A 17,634-nucleotide genomic window follows, 5' to 3' on the forward strand; every position below is an offset into this window, starting at 1 on the left:
TTGACAAGAATCTATAAAATATATTGTAATTTCATGAATATGGAATACTTATAATGTACTAATGAGAGCTTGTAATAAAAGATATGCCAAAAAATGCAGCAATGGCTTTGGTTTTAGGGAAGTGCCGCACACATTATTTCTATATCGAAAGAAGAGGTAGTTATTGTGAAGTCAAAATTAAAAGTGGCAAGTATATTGTTCATACTTGCCTCGTTATTTCTTAAAGTGTCAGGTTTGATTCGAGATATGCTGGTTGCTTTTTATTTTGGGGATAGTTTTCGAGCAGACGTTTATAATGCTGCTTTTGTTATACCCAATATGTTTATCCTGTTTTTAATAACTGGAATGAAAAGTGCTTTTGTTCCCAGTTATATAAATGCGATTGAAAAACAGCGAGAGCGGCATCATTTTTCTCAAGTGATGAAAAGTACATTCTTTTTTAGTGTATTGGTGTCGCTTGCGGGTGCATTATTAGCTCCCGTCTATATTCCTGTTGTTTACGGTGGGTTCACCGAGGAAGGGACCCAAATTGCGATCGTGGTTTCAGCCATTCTTTTTGGATCTATTGGATTCGTAGGAATGAACGCTGTGCTGGAGGCGTATTTTGATTCTCAGAATAAGTTCGCACTCTCTGTTGTTTCACAAATAGTTGTCATTTTGTCATCGATTGCGGCTACCATTCTTTTTGCAGATACGATCGGGGTTTATGCGATTGCATGGGGTTATCTACTAGGAACATTCCTTTCCCTATTATTAAAATTAATCTTCTTCGTTCCAAAAGGTACCTTTACACTGCGTGCGAAGTTTGACTGGAGTGAAATTAAGTCTTTCTATATTATTTTTATCCCAGTTGCGATTACAGTTGCAGTTGGTCAAGTTAATTTGGCTATCGATGGTATATTTGCTAGCTATTTCCAAGAAGGTGCTGTGACTTATATTACTTATGCGAAAAATTTAGTGCATTTCCCTCAAGCTATTATCGGTGTTACAATTGGTACAATTATTTTCCCAATGCTATCCCGTGCTCAAGCAACAAATAATACCGCTTTGTTTAAGCAGGGGATTGAACGCGGAATCATGACGATGACCTTTTTCCTTCTTCCTGCGATCGGGGGGATGATGTGGCTGATGCCGAATATCATTGAGCTTTTATTCCAGCGAGGTGCTTTTACGGCAAGTGCTACATCGGCAACAACTGTCGTTGCCTATTTTTATGTTGGATCTGTCGTTTTCTTCAGCCTTCAAGCGATATTAAATCAAGGCTTCTATGCGCTTCAAAAAGGCCGTTTAATCTTAGCAGTTGGATTGGTTTCAATTCTTGTTAACGTGTTGCTCAATTTTGTGTTTACTCAAATAATGGGAAGCTATAATGGAATACCTCTGGCTTCTTCAGTTATGGCATTCTTCTACTTTGCTGCAAGCTTTTATATATTCGTCAAGCTAATAGGCGGAATGAATTATAAACCGATGCTTGTGGAATTAAGTAAAATATTGACTGCGGTAGTTATCATGCTAGGCGTATTATTCCTGGTTAAACCAGTTACAAGTTCATCCTCAGCCCTGATCGAAATGATTGCTGCGGGCGTACTCGGTGCGATTATATTTGTTCTGTTCAGCAAAATCTTGAAAATAAGCAGCTTTTCATTTATTTTGAATGAATTAAGAAACCGTAAAAAATAAAGATTATCATTGAGATGATATAAGAAATAGTGGTGGAACCTTCCACTGGAATGCAATAAAAAGTCATGTTATCTTGGCAACAGAAAGAGCGATCATTTATTATAGATAGCAAGCATTTTATATTGTTGAAATCATTATTCTTTATTAGGGCGGTGATTTCCGCCTTGTCTTCAATAGAGTCTTCTTCTTCAATGTTTGATTGTAACTGGAAATATAGATAGATGACGATGGATGTATACGAAAGTAATATTAGATCTGAATAATAATTGGGAGAAAAGAAGACTGTTCATTTGGTAAAATGGATTGTATTGTTAAGGTAAATTCATATATAGTTAAATCACTTGAAGTGGAAAATTCATGATTATACATCCAATCTTCTCATTCATAGCGTGTGATGAATTTTTTTAAATAAGTGGAAATTTATGAAGTTCATGAGATGTTCGAAAAAAAATCAAATTTCTTATTGATAACAAAGTGCTTTCTTCGCTATTATTTATGAGGTACTGAAAAGTTTCGTTGTTTTAGGAATGATGTTTTGATTAGTACCAGCTTTCATTATGATGATTAACCAGATCTTGATAGATAGGAATGAAAACATGTTACTCAATTTGCATAAAAACCATAAAATAACGCTGCTTTTTTTCTTTTTCATTGCGTTACAACCCCTAATAGATATTTTCACCACGTTTACCATAACCCAACTTGAGACAAGTGCCACTGTCGGTGTTCTAATAAGGACATTATATATGGTGTTAAGCGCACTATTCTTAATAGTGAATTATAAAGAAAGTAAATATGCCAAATACGCTACTCTTTATTTGCTTGTTTGGGGAGCGTTCCTGCTTTTTCATTTGCTTGTAAATCATTTTTCAAAACCAAATTTTTATTTAATAGAAGAAATCAAATTTTTAGTGAAGCTTAGTTATTTTAACGTTATCTTGTTGAACTTTGGATTTATGTTTAAATATTTTTCAAAGGATCTCCAACTTAAAAGGAGATTTATACAAGGGATAGTAATCAGTACAAGTATTATAGGCATGGTCATGTTCATTTCAATAGTGACGAATACCAGCTTGAAAAGTTATGAATACACCAAAACTGGTTTTACTGGCTGGTTTTTTGCAGGTAATGAGTTAAGCGGGCTTTTAGCCATCATTTTACCTATTACTTTATACTTTGCCATTATGATGACAAAAGAAATAAAACATCTTTATTTATGGATCCCCTTCATGCTTGGGGGTTACTCACTACTGATGATTGGAACAAAGGTAGGCTACGGAGCGGTTGTCATTACGTTGGGGATTGGATTAGCAAGTATTTTAATTTCGTTCTTTTTGAAAAAAGGTGAGCGTAAATTATTAAAAGTAAATGGTGCTTTCACAGCTGTATTACTTATTATACTAGGAATTATTACACCAATCGTACCCGTCTTTCAGAATACGTACGCGCACATAGAACTGCTGGATACCAAGGAAAAAGAGCAGCAGGAAAATATTGATCCAGAAGAAGAAGAAGTGGATGAACCTGAAACAAGCAGGATTGAAAATATCATGCTCAGCAGCAGGGATTTATATCTTTACCAATACGAACAATATTATCTTGAGGCCCCTGTTGGCCAAAAAATAATTGGCATGGGGTATGGCGGTAATTTCGAAAAAACGCCAAAAATGATTGAAATGGATTATTCTGATATTTTTTATTCCATGGGACTAATAGGTGCTATCCTATACTTCTTACCGATGCTTTACTTTGGTTTTAACGTGATTAAGCGATTAATGCAAAGATTTTCCGCGGTTTTTACTCCGCATAATGCATTAATCATTTCAAGTATCTTCTTGGGACTGGGCATTGCTCATTTTGCAGGCCATGTGTTCACTTCACCAGGTGTCAGCATCTATTTGGCCATAGCCATTACGTATTTGCATCATCACTTAGAGACCACATAATAAATTTGTGATTGGATCCCGACGGATTAGATGATAATACTTTTATTCCGAAAATCTATTTACTATTATATTTATTAATATATTCAACTAATGATAAGGGTATAAAGAACCATTTTTATCATATTAAAATATCATATAGTAAATTAGTTATCTATAAAGTAAAATGGATACAAGGAAGATATTCCTTGTATCCATTTTTTTATGTAGCTTAAAAGGAGTGTGTTGAAATGGGCTTTTCCAATGGGAGAACGTTTTTCCCTCGTTTTTTTCAAGTGATGCTGCCATTATTAGTTGTGATGTTTATGACAGCCCCTGCCTTGGCTGATGAAAATACTACCAGTTTTCCAATGGGTGAAACTTCTATAGAATTGGGAAATCAGTGGGAAGTAAAGGTAGATAATAGTGAACAATCTACTATATCAATCTCTTCTAAGGATGAAAAACTATACTCAAATGAAATAGCTTTTGGGAAGGTTGAAGCTCTATTTGAGACTAGTCATAATGGGAATACATTTGTAACCGTTATGTACCGATTAGACGGTTCCGGGAATATTTTGTACTATGAAGTGCTTCAACAGGTTAATGATCAATTAGAACAAGTTTTTTCTTCAGAAATGTATGAGCGTGCTACGTTTGAGCTTTCTGGGGATGTGTTAAAGATGACTTATCCAATCTTCGCAGAGGGTGATTCAGTGGTTGATCCAACTAGAGTCGCCGTAGATCAATACATATATGGAGAAGGAATCAAGAAGGATGTCATTGCATCGTCGGGAAAAGAAATCAGCAAGTCTTTGCAATCTGCAAATCCGGTAACAGTTGTTGGGACAAATCCTTCTCCAGCTGAAATTAATCGTATTTTAACAGAAGAAGCGGTAAAACTAAATATTCCTCCTGAAATTGTAAAGGCTATTGCTTATCAGGAGGCTACTTGGGCACAATATTGGAATACTGGATCTGTTCCAGTGAATCATTATGAAAGTGTATGTACGCCAGAGAGAGCAGCTGTCAATAAAAATATTTTAGCATGGGATGGTACAAACGTTAAATTGGGATACGACTGCATTGGAATTGGAATTATGCAGGTATCAGACTGGCGTTCAATGCCTGAAGGACCGGCAAAACAACAATATATTGAGAAGCTTAAGACAGATATTCGTTTTAATATTTCTGAAGGATTAAAAATTTTGGAGTCAAAATGGCTTTATTCAAATTCTATTCATTCAGACGGCAAACCGCTCATTCCATCACTAAATAATAACAACCGTGAAATGATTGATAACTGGTATTTTGCTGCAATGGCCTATAACGGAATGCTATCACGCAATGACCCCACCATTAACCCAGTTACTGCCTATCAATCACGTATCATGAGTCATATTGAAAATTTAGGCTTAATTAAAGTGACTCCTTTTCCAATTTATGAGCTCACTACGAATATTCTTGGGGCGTCACTTTTGCGCTTTGAAAATCCTTCTTATGGTACGTCTGCTCCATTAACTACTACGAAAGCGAAGTTAACACCTGGTGTTACAGCTTATACAAATGAAGTAAATGTTAATGTTCGTAGTATAAACAATGTAAACACTGTCTTATACAGTGTGCCAAAAGGGACGCAAGTAACGGTATTATCTGGTCAAACACAATACCCAAATTCATTGAATAACCACTTTACATTTGTTCCTGTCAAATTGGCAAGTGGACAAACTGGTTATATCACATCTAGTTACTTAGATCCAACTAAGAGTGTTAAGTCCTATTCACTTGCTGGTTTACGACGTTATGAAACTGGCGTCAGCATTTCAAATCATGGCTGGCAGCGAGAGCAGCCACAAGCAGTCGTTTTAGGACGCGGAGATCTGCCGATTGATTCATTAACAGGCAGCGTGCTTGCAGCGCATCTTGACTCGCCGTTGCTATTGACCATGACAGATGCTTTGCCAGAGGCCGTTATGAATGAAATTATTCGATTGAAGCCTCAAACCGTCTATTTGCTAGGCGGGGAAGGCGCAATCTCTAAAAATGTTGAGAACTATCTTACCACGCAAATGGGACTGACAGTAAAACGACTGAATGGAGCTAATCGTAATCAAACAGCTTCATCCGTGGCGAATGAATTTACTGGAACATCAGTGAATGAAATTTTCTTGGCTACTGGAAATGAAAAATCACCAGATGCATTGTCCATTGCACCTTACGCTGGATCTCAATCCATACCGATTTTGTTAACAGATGTTAATAAACTGCCAGCTGAAGTTGTTCAGTTTATTAAAGCCAAAAATGTAAAGAAAGTAACAATCATTGGCGGGGTTGGTCCTGTTTCAAACAATGTAGCGGCTGAGCTTAGAGGATTAGGTGCTGAGGTTATTCGTGTTAGTGGAAGTGACCGATATGCAACAAGTGTAGAGATTGCTAAAAAATACTACCCTCAAAATGAGGAATTAACACATGTCTTCTTTGCACGTGGTGATGAGATTGTTGATGCTTTATCAGGATCAGCGATGGCAGCAAAATACAACTCGCCTATTATTCTTACAAGAAGCACAGCAATTCCACCTCAGGTTTCAACTTATCTTAACAGTGTAAATGCGATTCCAACCTATTTCTATTTAGGTTCTGAAAATGTTATCACGCCTCAGGTAAGACAAGGTCTGGAAAAAAATGTTTTAAATTAATACTTTCATTAAAATCCGAATGAAATACTTTCATTCGGATTTTTTGTAATCAAAATATCATAAAAAGTAATAACATCTTAAGGCTTAGATATATTATAATATTCTTTGATTGTTTAAAGTGATAAGTAAAATCGTTTTACTTGATGCGTTCAAAATCGATAAAAAAGAAGAATTTTTGAGCCTATTTCTGCTTTATGCATACAATTGATCATATCGGGTATCTAAAAGTAATCTGTACTAAATCCTGATTTGCCCTGCTGCATTCTTATATAAGAGAGAAAAGAATTTATTAAAACAAAACAGGGTATCTTATGGAACAATGAGAAGAGACTTATGCTTTGAATTTGTTCAAGGATATCCTGCAATACACGATTCTGGAATATTTATAGGGTTAGTCAATCAGGTTTTACACAAAGTTATAATTTCTGTATAATTCACAGTGGTTTATATGAAAAGACAAGGAGATTTTTTTATGAAAAAGATATGTATTATTGGTTTGGGATATATTGGATTGCCAACTTCAGTCATGTTTGCCAATAACGGTTTTAAAGTCCATGGTGTAGATGTAAATGAGTCAGTTATTTCTAGCCTCTCTAAAGGTGAAGTTCATATTATTGAGCCAGGGCTAAAGGAATTACTTAATTCAGCAATTGATAAAAATACATTTACAGCTTCAACAACACCTGAAGAAGCTGATGTTTTTATCATTGCCGTTCCATCTCCGATTAACGAAGATAAATCTGCAAATTTAAAATATGTTGAGGAAGCGACAAAATCAATTGTGCCTTTCCTAAGAAAAGGAAACTTGGTGATTTTGGAGTCAACGGTGCCACCAAGAACTGTAGAGGATGTAATGCTTCCAGTACTAGAGAAAACAGGCTTCCAAATTGGCGATGAATTATTCGTCTCCCATTCTCCTGAACGTGTAATTCCAGGTAAAGTATTCACTGAACTGGTTGAAAATGACCGCATTGTAGGAGGAATTAATTCTGTTTCTTCAGAAATGACGGTAGAACTTTACAAAACTTTTGTTAAAGGAACCATTCACGTTACGGATGCCACTACTGCCGAGCTAGTAAAGGTAATTGAAAATACGTATCGAGATATAAATATTGCGTTTGCGAATGAGCTGGCGAAAATTAGTGACCAAATAGGTGTGAACGTATGGGAAGCCATTCACTTTGCCAATTTCCATCCACGTGTAAATATTCACCTTCCTGGACCAGGAGTAGGCGGACATTGTATTGCTGTAGATCCGTGGTTCTTGGTAGAAAAACAACCGGAACTGGCCCAAATCATTCATTTAGCTCGCAACACAAATGATTCGATGCCTTCTTACACGGTTGGTCGAGTTAAAGCTGTACTAAAAGAAAATGGTGTTCAAAACGGAAAGGTTGCCGTATTAGGGCTTGCTTTCAAAGCAAATATAGATGATATTCGTGAAAGTCCATCAATGGAAGTTATTCGTCACCTAAGAGAAGAAAATATTTCGTTTACTGCATTTGATCCGCATAACAACAAAATGTCCTTCCCAGAACAAGTAGATTCGTTAGAAGCTGCTATTTCAGCTACAGATCTTATTCTTATTTTAACGGATCATCAAATTTTTAAGGATTTAGATGCAAAAACCATTCAACATTTACCTTCAACGCCAATGATACTTGATACGAAAAACTGTATCGATCGTTCATCATGGGAACATGGAGGCTTTAAAGTGTATAAATTAGGTGATTCTAAGAACGTATAATGCATTTCATTATTATGCCTTAAGCAGGCAGCGGTTATGAGTTGCAGAGAGGTAGGACGGTATGAATCTGAAAGAGGAAATTTTAGGCGTGAACGTAACGGCATTACCGATAGAGACGTTACTTGAAGATATAGATCGTCGTATTGAGAATAAAGACAAAGGGCGAATCGTGGCCATTAATCCTGAAAAGATCATGATGGCTCAAAAAGATCCCGAGCTTTCTAAGCTCCTTAATGACTCCGCTTATCAGATTCCTGATGGTGTGGGGGTTTCTATTGCGTCAAAACTATTAGGCGGGTCCATACGCTGGCGTATTACCGGCGTTGGTATGATGGAGAATTTATTGCAGCGTGCAAGCGAAAAGCAATATCGGGTTTTCTTCTATGGAGCAAAAGAAGAAACGGTTGTAAAAGCCATTGGAAAAATTAAACAGCTTCATCCTGAAATTCAAGTCGCAGGCTATTTAAATGGGTATGAAAAAGATGACAGTGTAATCATTGATCGTATCAATGAGGCAAATGCAGACATTGTTTTCGTTGCTTTGGGCAGCCCAAGACAAGAGCTATTTATTGAAAGAAATATGGACAAACTTTCACCTGCGATTTATCAAGGAGTTGGCGGCAGCTTTGATGTTTTCAGCGGTAATGTAAAAAGAGCGCCAATCTTTTTCCGAAAATTAGGTCTGGAATGGCTGTACCGTCTCATCAGTCAGCCATCGCGTTTAAAGCGCCAGCTCGCACTTCCACGCTTTTTGCTCTTAATCCTTAAGCAAAAGAAAAGGAACGCTTAATATGAAAATCTTACATGTTATTAGCGGGGGCGAAACTGGGGGATCAAAAAACCATGTCTTATCGTTATTTGAAAGCAGCTCAAGTCATGACATGATGCTGGCTGTTTTTCAAAAGGGGAAGCTATATGAAGAAGCGCTGGCAAAAGGGATAAACGTCACTCTTTTTAGTCAAAAAAACCGATATGATTTATCTTTGCTATCCAATATACGGTCATTTATTGCCAAAAACAACATTGACATTGTTCATAGCCACGGGGCTCGTGCAAATCTGTTTATTCGATTGATAAAATTAACATCATCGTTTAAATGGGTCGTGACTGTTCATAGTGACCCTGATTTGGATTTTATGCACAATAAAAAAATGAGTACTATTTTTGCTAAGCTTAACAAATGGTCATTGGCAAAAACGGATAAGATTTTCGCTGTATCTGAACGATTTAAATCGATGGTAAAAAAATATGGTATACCTGACAACAAAATTGTTACAATTTACAATGGGATTTCTTTTGATCAGGGGAAAGTAACAACATCACCTAGTCGTAAGGATTTTTCATTAGGTGAGGACGATTTTGTTGCAGCGATCGTGGCGCGTCTTCATCCCGTGAAGGGACATTTGACCTTATTTAAAGCGATAGCTGATGTAAAGAAACAAATAAAAGTGACTGTTCTCATAGTAGGAGAAGGGGATCTAAAGGATTCTCTTGAACAGGAAGCACGTCAATTAGGGATCCAAGACCAAATTCGTTTTCTTGGATTTCGAACCGATATTGGAGAAATATTTTCTATATCAGATGTGTCATTATTAACATCAAAAAGCGAAAGCTTCCCACTCGTCTTGTTAGAATCGGCTCGAGAAGGTACACCGATTATAACAACAGATGTTGGGGGAGTTCGCCAGTTGATTCCTGATTCATCCTATGGCTGGGTCATACCGGTTGAGGATGCAGCTGCTTTGAGTAATGCGCTGATACAGGCAAATCAAGAAAAGGTCACTGGAGAGCTAAGTGTGAAGGGCAAGCATTTAAAAAAATATGCTGAAAGCCATTTTTCCTTACAGCACCTCCAAGAATCAATTGCGAAGGAATATAATAAAATTTATGCAGAGTGAAACTTATCTCAAAATCATTCGTCAAAGTATATAGACATCAAATTCAATACATGCTTTGAATGAGAATAGCTATAGAGAAATGTTTCATTTGTTCTGAATCATGGTATAATATACAAGGCGTATCGTTTCGCCTGCATTCAATAGTATATAATCTAAACATTGTCCTTAAGGCAATTCGTTTTATGAAGGAGGGAACGCATGCTATATGTAGCCTTGATAGTGGTTTTTCTTTTATCGATACTTTTAACACCACTTGTAAAGAAATTTTCGATTGCAATTGGTGCTACAGATACTCCAGATCACCGAAAAGTTCATAAAACAATCATGCCTCGTATGGGAGGATTAGCGATATATTTAAGTTTTCTTATAGGTATATTGATTATTCAGCCTGCAGGAGATAGTACATGGCCCATTATCGTTGGGGCAACCATTATTATTATTACCGGAGCATTAGATGATCGGTTTCAATTATCGCCTAAGCTTAAGCTTTTAGGGCAGTTACTAGCAGCTTTAGTTGTGATTTTATGGGGCGGCATTCAAGTTGAATATATTAACCTTCCATTTAGTGGAGGCGTACTAGAATTTGGATACTTAAGTGTACCTTTAACACTTCTCTGGATTGTTGGTATTACGAATGCAATTAATTTAATTGATGGTCTCGACGGTTTAGCGGCTGGTGTATCCTCGATTGCGTTAATCACCATTTCAGGAATGGCGATTATCATGGGTGATACATATGTAGCTATTTTTGGATCCATCTTAGCAGCCAGTACACTAGGTTTTTTACTGTATAATTTTCATCCGGCAAAAATTTTCATGGGTGATACTGGAGCACTGTTCTTGGGATTCATGATATCCGTTTTGGCACTTCTTGGGTTTAAAAACGTTACGGTTATATCTTTTTTGATACCTATTTTGATTCTAGGTGTACCAATATCCGATACCTTTTTTGCCATTATGAGAAGGATTTTAAATAAACAGCCTATTTCTGCACCAGATAAATCACATTTGCATCATTGCTTATTGAGAGTCGGTTTCTCCCATAAGGAAACAGTATTAATTATTTATGGAATTGCCGCTATGTTCAGCATGTCTGCCTTTATCTTTTCTCAATCAACGCGATTAGGTGCGGTATTGATTATCATCGTTGTACTGATTGCAATTGAAGTTATTGTAGAAAGTATTGGTTTATTAGGAAAAGACTATAAACCGTTACTCAGACTGGTGAGAGATAGAAAATAGATTAATAGATTTCTCCTAAAAACCTGTGTAAAAAAGGATCTTCCTTTTCGCACAGGTTTTTTATAAGCGGAAAAATATTAAGATGAACAGTGAAGCTGTCTCTCGAAGCAGGAGAAATTGTATTGTTATTTCATCATTTGGATTTTACTCATTATGCCTGCCAGCAGCGTGAAAAACATTATTGCCAGCAGTCTTTTTTATATAGGAGATCCATGAACAGAGTGGTGTGGACAGCTTTTGAGGATTAGATGCAATGTATAACCCGGAGCCATAATTTTTTTAATCATTAATAGCATAATGCGTTAGGAAATGGTTCATAAAGGGGATACAGTAATAAGGATAAAAGAAGGATTTGAACATATGACGATAGGATTTTGATTAAGCGTGGCGACCGAAATTAATACATAACGTGGGAGGCTGCTAGTTTCTAAAAAAGAAAGCGTAAACTTTTCATTTATCCTGTTAAGCTAACCAATAATAGTCGTTAAATAAAAAAGATCCACAAGTTTCATATTGAAATACTGTGGATCTTTAAAAAAGAGAAACGATTTAATTTAAATTTAATTCAGAACCAGATTCCTGTGACTCGCTTTCAGGAACTGAGCCATCCTGAAGCTGATCTTGTTGATAATCAGAGGAATCAACCGTCTTCAGATCCATATGCTGCTTTAATCGGGCTTGAAGGGACCAAAGCTCCATTTGGTCAGGTGAATAATAATATATTCCATCTATATACGTTTCTTCACCAGCCAAAGAAAGCGATTGGACGTCTAAGTCTGAACTTGCAGCATAAGAAATAAAGGATCTCATTTCATTAAAAGTTAAATTCGTTCTTAGGTTTTTACCTACTGACTGAATGACATCTCCATATTTATGGATAGATGATACAGAGATCGATTTGTCCAATATGGCTTCTATTACTTCAACTTGGCGTTTGCCTCTTTCAATGTCGTTGTCATAGTGTCGAGTCCGAGCAAATGCTAGTGCTTCTTCGCCATCTAGCGTCTGGATACCTGGCATTAAATGAATGGCATCTTTATTATCTTGTGAATCCTGTTCGGAGAGCTCATAAGGTACATCGACTTTAACTCCATTTAGAGAGTCAACAATATCAATGAATGCGTTAAAATTCAATCGAACGTAATAGTCTACCGGGATATCTAAAAGCTCTTCGACCGCTTCCATGGATGCCTGAGGGCCACCGAAGGCATGGGCATGATTGATTTTATCTTCATAACCAACTTCAGGGATGTACGTATAAGTATCACGTGGGATACTTACTAGCTTAACGGACTTGTCATTATTATTAAGTGTAGCGAGAACCATAGCATCTGTTCGGCTATTCTCAGAGGTCACTCCGTTGCCTTCCCTTTTGTCGCTTGCATCAATCCCTATAAATAAAATCGAGATATTATCAAAATCAGGGTTTACAATTTCATCGCGTTTATCTGACTGATCACGGTCAAGGGCATCGTAAGAACCATTCACAGCACTCTGAGCCTGATTATATAAATACGCTGCGTACACCGTCGCTGAGGTTGCTAGTAAAAAAAGCGGAAGTACTAAAAATAGCAAAACCCGCTTGCGTACCTTTCTACGACCAGCTAATTTTCTATGATATTTTCTCTCCATTTTTAGTCCTTCTCCTTTAATAAAGGGATGTTTAATAGTAAACTATAAAATTACACTAAGTTACATTGTACTATGTAAATACCCGTGAGTAAAATGTTAAAAACATTACAATAAAGAGTCAAAGTGCAAAAATGGAAAGAATAAGAAATTACAATGCGAAGTCAATTATGAGGAACTTTTTTCTCCTGATAAAGGGCTGTACCTGTTTCAATCACTGCCTGGCCATTCGTCATTTCCGTCATCCATGAGGAGAAGGCTTCAATTTGATCTTCTTCGACAAATGATTCGATGGTGACGGAATCTAAATAGTGAATCTCTTTAATAGGATAGACGGATGATCGCAGTTCATTTTCAATTTTACCAAGCCATGTATAGTCAATGGTTGTTTTCATGATGCGATTGAGACGCCGTTCAACAACACCTGTCGCATTTATCCCTTCTGTAGCCGCTTTGCCGTAAGCACGTATTAATCCCCCGCCACCAAGCTTTATACCACCGAAATAGCGAGTTACGACTACAGCTGTATCCTTAAGGTTTCTTTTTTTTAGTACTTCAAGCATAGGAACTCCGGCTGTTCCAGTAGGTTCGCCATCATCATTGGCTTTTTGGATATGATTTTGTTCACCAATCATATACGCGGAGCAGTTATGCGTGGCATTCCAATGCTGTTTTTTAATGGATTGAATGAATTCTAGCGCTTCCTCTTCTGTTTCGACACGTTTAACGTGTGCAATGAAGCGTGATTTTTGAATGACTATTTCTTTTTCCCCATAAGGGCTAACGGTGTAGTATTGAGGTAACATAAAACATCGCTCCTTGTCAGTTAAAAAACGTACGTTACATTATTATAACAATAGTGATGAGTGAAAGTCATGACAAGAGACTCTGAAAAGAAAACGAAACCTGGCTTGTGCCAATTGTAATGCAACTTTAATATCGCGACTTTATGACGATGTTATAATTAAGGACATTCAATTATTTATTAAAATGGTTGGAAATATTATTCTTGAAAAGTAATTTTATTGTCGAAATTCGAGTGATAATGTGGTACGAACATAAACCGTAGAAAACTTTCTTTTTTACAGGTTTAACAGTATAATTTTTTGTAAAGATAAACAATTAGAGGAAGGAGTCTGGATAGTGTCCGTAAATAGGATAGATGCCCATATGTTAGATATCATCTTGGGTAAAATGATCGATACGGTGGATCAAAGTAAGACGGAAATTTTTGAAATTGGTGAGAGAACGCGCAAAGACTATGAGGATCTTGCTGAAGAACTATCTCAAATCAGGGAGAAAATCACTAAAGTCATCTATGAAGGCGATGACCTTGAACGTCGATGCCGCTTCGCTCGCAAACGACTCGCTGAAGTTAGTCACCATTTTAAAAGTTTCTCGGAAGAACAGGTCCGTCAGGCTTATGAAGCGGCTCACGATCTCCAGATGAATCTCTCAATTAATCGCCAGGAAGAAAAACAACTTCGTGATAGAAGAGATGACCTTGAACGAAGATTGCGAAGTATGCTGGAAACTATTGATCGCGCTGAAAATCTCGTAACTCAAATATCAGTAGTATTAACGTATTTAACGAGTGATTTGAAACAAATGGGCGCTGCCCTTGAAGACGCAAAGAAGAAACATGAATTTGGAATTCAGATTATTGAGGCTCAAGAGGAAGAACGAAAGAGACTTTCCCGGGAAATACATGATGGTCCAGCTCAAATGATGGCTAATGTATTGATGCGGTCCGACCTTATCGAACGTGTATTTAAGGATAAGGGAGCAGATCAGGCAATGATAGAAATCAGAAGCCTAAAAAAGATGGTTCGTTCTGCCTTATCAGAGGTTCGCCGAATTATCTACGACCTTCGTCCGATGGCACTGGATGACCTTGGTTTGATTCCTACCCTCAGAAAATACTTAAGTACGATCGAAGAGTATAATAAGGGGACTACAATAGTATTTACCCAGATTGGAGAAGAACGCCGCTTAAACGGAAGATATGAAGTTGCTCTCTTTCGATTAATACAAGAATCTGTTCAAAATGCTTTGAAGCATGCACAGGCAAGCGAAATTCAAGTCAAATTTGAATCAAGGCGTGATCGAATTGTTGCCGTGATTAGAGACAACGGCAAAGGTTTCGATACGAGCCTACAAAAAGAAGGATCTTTTGGCTTGATCGGCATGAGAGAAAGAGCGGAGCTGCTAGATGGTCAAATATCCATTGATTCTAAAAAAGGCTCCGGTACTGTTGTAATGATCCAAATACCGTTAATATGACGAATCTCATATGTTCAAGGAGGAAATGTAAATGACAAAAATTATAATTATTGATGATCACCAGCTGTTTCGAGAAGGTGTTAAGCGTATATTAGATTTTGAGGATTCATTTGAAGTAGTGGCTGAAGGAGACGATGGAAGTCAAGCTGTTGGGCTATATGAACAATACAAGCCAGATGTAATTCTTATGGATATTAACATGCCAGAAATGAATGGTGTTGACGCAACAGCAAAGCTAATTGAAACACATAGTGATGCCAAAATTATCATTCTATCTATTCATGATGATGAAAACTATGTTTCACATGCATTGAAATCAGGTGCTCTCGGCTATATGCTCAAGGAAATGGACGCCGATGCATTAATCGATGCCATTAAAGTAGTAGCAGAAGGCGGTTCCTACTTGCATCCCAAGGTAACCACAAATCTAGTGAATGAATTCCGTCGTTTAGCTGAAGCTGAATTTACAGGTAATTTCCAGCAGGTTGAAGTTCGCAGACCGCTTCATTTGCTTACAAAACGTGAGTGTGAGGTTCTTCAAATGCTTGCTGATGGAAAGAGTAATCGAGGAATCGGAGAAGGACTTTATATTTCTGAAAAAACGGTAAAAAACCATGTAAGTAATATTTTACAAAAAATGAATGTAAATGATCGGACACAAGCAGTTGTTACGGCTATTAAAAATGGATGGGTAGAGGTTCGATAATAAGGTACTATGACAACTAGAATCTTTAGGCAGCAATTACGCCCCACTTCAAGCTTATGGAAATAGCATGGGAATTTTTATAAAAGCCCATGTTTGACCATAAGTCTGAGGTGGGTTTTGTTTTGAATCAGTGAAATCAATTTGGTTTCCTTTAGAATAATGATTATTTCCTTTTAACGGCTGAATCATCGACCATTCCTGAGAAAAGTAAAACCTCTTCTGCGATGGAAGAGGAGGCGCAGCTGCAAGAATATTCTAATGTACGCTCAAGACTGATTATTTACGTCTCCTAGCAAAATCGACAAAACGAAACTTATCCAGTCTATGACGTGATTCTGTGTACTGGAAAAGTGTCGTGTCTTCTAGGTGTACGAAATTTTTCACTAAGACGATGTGACTGTATCCATCTAAATCAAGTAAAGCACGATCTTCTTTTGTAGCAGGCTCTACGGTAATTTCTTTTTTTGCATAGCTAATCGCAAGACCAAGCTCTTGTTCTAAATACGCATAGATTGAGTCCTTGCAAACTTCCTCTGTGAGTGATTGTACACGCTCCTGAAGGATCCAGTCTTTATCAAGAATGACTCGTTCTCCTTGAATGTTACGTGAACGAACGATTTCCCAAACGAGGGAGTCTGGAGGGCTGTCAAGCTTAGAAGAGAACCAGGAAGATGTTTCTATAAGCTCAAGCTTATGTACCGTGGTTGTAATATTACGGCCTAGCGACTGCTGCAGCTCTTTAAAACTAACGAGACCTGAAACAGGAAAGTTCATTTTACTAACATCCAATACAAGAGATCCTTTTCCCTGCATTTTTTGGATAAATCCGTTTTGTGAAAGAAGAGTCAGTGCTTTTCGGATGGTCTCTCTTGAGGTATTAAAGCGATCGCATAGATCATGTTCAGAAGGAAGCAGCGAATGTGGTTCATAAACGCCTTTTTCAATTTCATTTGCCAGCTCCTGAAAAATGTTCATATATTTGTTGGTTGTTGTCATATTGATCACCCTAGATTATTGTATCATAATGGGGGATATGATCGCAGGGGTGATTTGAAGGGCGATCTGCTTTTTAAGCACGAGACAGTCGTGATATTGAAAGAGAAAGGACGGTTCGAAATGACTCTTAAAATAAAGAAAATTATGATGGGGCTGAGCACCGGTATACTCGCTTTGATTATAGCTGGCTGCAGCAGCGATGAACCAGTACAAAATAACGGGTCCACAGAGGATGGACAAACTGGTCAAAGCATTGACACTCATGCCTCATCTTCCAATGAGCTAGAATTGGATGATAACGGAGAATCCGGTGTTGGCTTTGAATTAGATGAAGACGGTGAAGTACAGGAAGCATCAAATGTGCCGGCTGATGTAGAAAATGCTGTTTTTGAAGTGTTTAACCATTATATCGACACATTTAATCGTGAGGATTTAGATGGTTATATGTCCACGCTTTCTGAGAATCCTTCAAACTTTACGCTTGAGGAGGAACGAGAGGCCGTGGCTGAGGTGTTTGAAACCTTTGACGTAAACCGTGAAGTCGAGCTTCAAACAATCATTGACTATGGAGATGATACTGCACAGGTTTATGCAGACCTTGTCGTCACAACCATCGATCCTAGCACGAAAACTGAAATTACTCGCTCGGGCCGCCAAATTACACTATTTAAACTTGAAGATGAAGAATGGAAAATCGACTCAATCTTCTTTATGGCGGAAGAGTAGGATAGTGGAGATCGCCTTGTTTTGTGAAAACAGGGCGCTCTTTTCATACAAAAAAACCAGCCTCTCTAAACTGCGCACATTGTCTAAGAATTAAGGTGCAGCTTATGGA

The 17,634-nt window shown here is 37.5% G+C and carries 13 protein-coding genes; 10 read left to right on the plus strand and 3 right to left on the minus strand.

The features are described from left to right. The first annotated feature begins 165 nt into the window (after positions 1–165). The 7 genes from murJ to KP78_RS06410 all read left to right on the plus strand — a co-directional run bounded on the left by murJ (position 166) and on the right by KP78_RS06410 (position 11,185). The gene (gene murJ, locus KP78_RS06380) at positions 166–1,680 is read left to right on the plus strand and encodes a murein biosynthesis integral membrane protein MurJ (RefSeq protein WP_041087166.1); all 1,515 of its coding nucleotides are present in this window, start codon (positions 166–168) and stop codon (positions 1,678–1,680) included. Positions 1,681–2,276: 596 nt separating this feature from the next. After that, positions 2,277–3,626: an O-antigen ligase family protein gene (locus KP78_RS06385; RefSeq protein WP_162835576.1), complete on the plus strand. Its 1,350-nt coding sequence runs from the start codon at positions 2,277–2,279 to the stop codon at positions 3,624–3,626. A 227-nt stretch (positions 3,627–3,853) separates the two neighbouring features. Then, a complete protein-coding gene (locus tag KP78_RS18535) occupies positions 3,854–6,298 on the plus strand; it encodes a cell wall-binding repeat-containing protein (protein ID WP_052474646.1) in 2,445 nt (814 codons plus the stop codon). A gap of 472 nt (positions 6,299–6,770) precedes the next feature. After that, positions 6,771–8,045 (plus strand): nucleotide sugar dehydrogenase, encoded by a 1,275-nt coding sequence (locus KP78_RS06395; RefSeq protein WP_041087169.1) that lies wholly within the window; start codon positions 6,771–6,773, stop codon positions 8,043–8,045. Between the two features lie 61 nt (positions 8,046–8,106). Continuing rightward, positions 8,107–8,835, plus strand: coding sequence for a WecB/TagA/CpsF family glycosyltransferase (locus tag KP78_RS06400; protein WP_041087171.1), 729 nt, complete (start codon positions 8,107–8,109; stop codon positions 8,833–8,835). 1 nt (position 8,836) lies between these two features. Then, entirely contained in the window at positions 8,837–9,943 is a 1,107-nt protein-coding gene (locus KP78_RS06405; protein WP_041087174.1) for a glycosyltransferase, read from the plus strand. A gap of 198 nt (positions 9,944–10,141) precedes the next feature. Then, positions 10,142–11,185 (plus strand): glycosyltransferase family 4 protein, encoded by a 1,044-nt coding sequence (locus tag KP78_RS06410; protein WP_041087176.1) that lies wholly within the window; start codon positions 10,142–10,144, stop codon positions 11,183–11,185. A 549-nt stretch (positions 11,186–11,734) separates the two neighbouring features. Here KP78_RS06410 and KP78_RS06415 read toward each other — a convergent pair. Further along, positions 11,735–12,817, minus strand: coding sequence for an LCP family protein (locus KP78_RS06415; RefSeq protein WP_041087178.1), 1,083 nt, complete (start codon positions 12,815–12,817; stop codon positions 11,735–11,737). A gap of 161 nt (positions 12,818–12,978) precedes the next feature. After that, entirely contained in the window at positions 12,979–13,620 is a 642-nt protein-coding gene (locus KP78_RS06420) for a YigZ family protein (protein ID WP_041087180.1), read from the minus strand. Positions 13,621–13,957: 337 nt separating this feature from the next. On the opposite strand from KP78_RS06420, the gene KP78_RS06425 reads away from it, so the two are divergent. Next, positions 13,958–15,097, plus strand: a complete 1,140-nt coding sequence (locus KP78_RS06425) for a sensor histidine kinase (RefSeq protein WP_200889209.1) — start codon at positions 13,958–13,960, stop codon at positions 15,095–15,097. Positions 15,098–15,128: 31 nt separating this feature from the next. Continuing rightward, entirely contained in the window at positions 15,129–15,803 is a 675-nt protein-coding gene (locus KP78_RS06430) for a response regulator (protein WP_041087182.1), read from the plus strand. A gap of 276 nt (positions 15,804–16,079) precedes the next feature. Here the strand turns inward: KP78_RS06430 and treR are convergent, their stop codons facing one another. Continuing rightward, positions 16,080–16,799, minus strand: coding sequence for a trehalose operon repressor (gene treR / locus KP78_RS06435; RefSeq protein WP_041087184.1), 720 nt, complete (start codon positions 16,797–16,799; stop codon positions 16,080–16,082). Positions 16,800–16,919: 120 nt separating this feature from the next. Here treR and KP78_RS06440 point away from each other — a divergent pair, with 120 nt between their 5' ends. After that, positions 16,920–17,525: a Cif family virulence factor gene (locus tag KP78_RS06440; protein ID WP_052474647.1), complete on the plus strand. Its 606-nt coding sequence runs from the start codon at positions 16,920–16,922 to the stop codon at positions 17,523–17,525. Positions 17,526–17,634: the final 109 nt, after the last annotated feature.

This window comes from Jeotgalibacillus soli (assembly GCF_000829435.1).
Classification (GTDB): Bacteria; Bacillota; Bacilli; order Bacillales; family Jeotgalibacillaceae; genus Jeotgalibacillus; species Jeotgalibacillus soli.